Source organism: Bradyrhizobium sp. 153, assembly GCF_023073835.1.
Classification (GTDB): domain Bacteria; phylum Pseudomonadota; class Alphaproteobacteria; order Rhizobiales; family Xanthobacteraceae; genus Bradyrhizobium.
Genome location: NZ_JADPKH010000046.1, coordinates 1 through 1901 on the forward strand (window position 1 = coordinate 1; position 1901 = coordinate 1901).

General features: G+C 65.6%; 2 protein-coding genes. Both read right to left on the minus strand.

What is annotated here, in order from left to right; all coding sequences use genetic code 11:
- Nucleotides 1-899: NAD-dependent epimerase/dehydratase family protein (locus IVA91_RS12630; RefSeq protein WP_247448587.1), on the minus strand; the 899-nt coding region annotated here is incomplete at its 3' end.
- A gap of 85 nt (nt 900-984) precedes the next feature.
- Nucleotides 985-1901: polysaccharide biosynthesis protein (locus IVA91_RS12635; protein WP_247448588.1), on the minus strand; the 917-nt coding region annotated here is incomplete at its 5' end.

A 1901-nucleotide genomic window follows, 5' to 3' on the forward strand; every position in this document is an offset into this window, starting at 1 on the left:
ACCTGCGGCTGCCAGCCGGTCGCGATCGCCTTCGAGATATCGAGCTCGAGCGAGCCGATCAGGCCGTCTTGCATATCCTGACGGCCCATCACGCGGAGGACCGCACTGAGCAGGCTGGGCGGTATGCCGAACAGCCGGGCGCTCTTGCCGGAGGCTCTTGCCAGGCACGCGATGAATTCAGGCGTCGAGACCCGCTCCCGATCGGCCAGCAGGAAGATCTCGAAATTGCTCGCCGGGTCGGAATGGCCGAGCCGGTGCAGGATGAACGACGATAGGTTCTGCACGGAAAGAAAGTTGCGGCGATTGCGGATCGCCGCAAAGGGCAGCGGCAGCCCCAGCCTGACCGCGCGCGTCAGCAGCGCGAAATTGCCCTTGGCATGTGCGCCGTAGATCAGCGGCGGCCTGATCACCGAGATTTTCATGTCGCTGTCGCGCGCCAGCGTCCTCAAGCCCGCCTCGGCCTCAGCCTTGGATGTGCCGTAGAGGCCACGCGGCGTCGGCACATCGCTCTCGCGGAACGGCGCACGACCGTCATTGCTGCGGCCATGAACGAGAACGGTACTGATGAAGATGAACTGGCGCACGCCGGCCATCGCTGCGGAGCGCGCCAAATGCAGTGTGCCGTCGACATTGACGTCGCGGTAGAGCTGGACCGCGTGCTCCTCGTTCTTGTAATGCACGCGCGCGGCGAGATGGATGACGGCATCGATGCCCTCAAGCGCAGCCTGCCAGTCGGTTTCGGGGCCGATCGATTTGATCACGACCTCGCTGTCGGTCCCTTCCGGGCTGCGCACTGCGCGGCGGACCGACCATCCCTCCCGCGTCAGCGCAGGCACGATATGGCGGCCAAGGAAGCCGCTTGCCCCCGTCACCAGCGCGACCGGCTTTATCTCGCTCATCGTTGCTCTGCCAGAACAGCGTCGCGCAACGATCCGACGGCCAGAGCGGCACAGGCGACCACGATCTTGCCTCGAGGCTGCATGGTCAGGCCGCGGTCGACCCGAATTCGGGAACCGCATCCTTCAGGATGGCCCTGATGGTGCTGCGATCGTCGCGCGCGATCGCCTGTTCGAGCGCCGCAATCCATTTGCGCAGCGTCTGCATCGGCGGCTCGTTCGGCTGCGCGGCCATGATGCCGGGCACACCGATCTCGTGGGTCGGCTCCTCGGAAGCGAATAGGATCTCGTACAGGCGCTCGCCCGGCCGCATGCCCGTGAACACGATCTCGATGTCGTAGCCCGGCTGAAGCCCGGAGAGCCGGATCATGCGCTCGGCCAGATCGACGATCTTCACCGGCTGGCCCATGTTGAGCACGTAAACCGAGACGTCCGAGTGCTGCGCTCCGAGCGCGTGCGTTGCCGCGGTAATGACGAGATCGCAGGCCTCACGGATGGTCATGAAATAGCGGACCATTTCGGGATGCGTCACGGTCACGGGGCCGCCGGCCTCGATCTGGGCCTTGAACTTCGGCACCACCGAGCCGTTCGAGGCCAGCACATTGCCGAACCGGACCGAGATCAGCCGCATCGGCGGCTTGGCGCCGCGCGCCCCCGCTGCGAGGTCGTGGTCCAGTGCCTGACAGTACATCTCCGCAAAGCGCTTGGTCAGGCCAAGCATCGACACCGGCTCGATCGCCTTGTCGGTCGAGATCATCACCATGGCCTCGGCGCCGGCGGCGAGCGCCGCGTCGGCCACGTTGATGGAGCCGAAGATGTTGGTCTTGACGCCCTCGCTCCAGTCGCGCTCGAGAATCGGCACGTGCTTGAGCGCTGCGGCATGGAACACGATGTCCGGCTTGAACTCGGCCATCAGGCGCATGATGCGCTCGCGGTCGCGAATATCGGCGATCCGCCCTTCAATCTGGGCCGCCGCATGCGCGGCGAGCGCTTCTGTGACCGCGT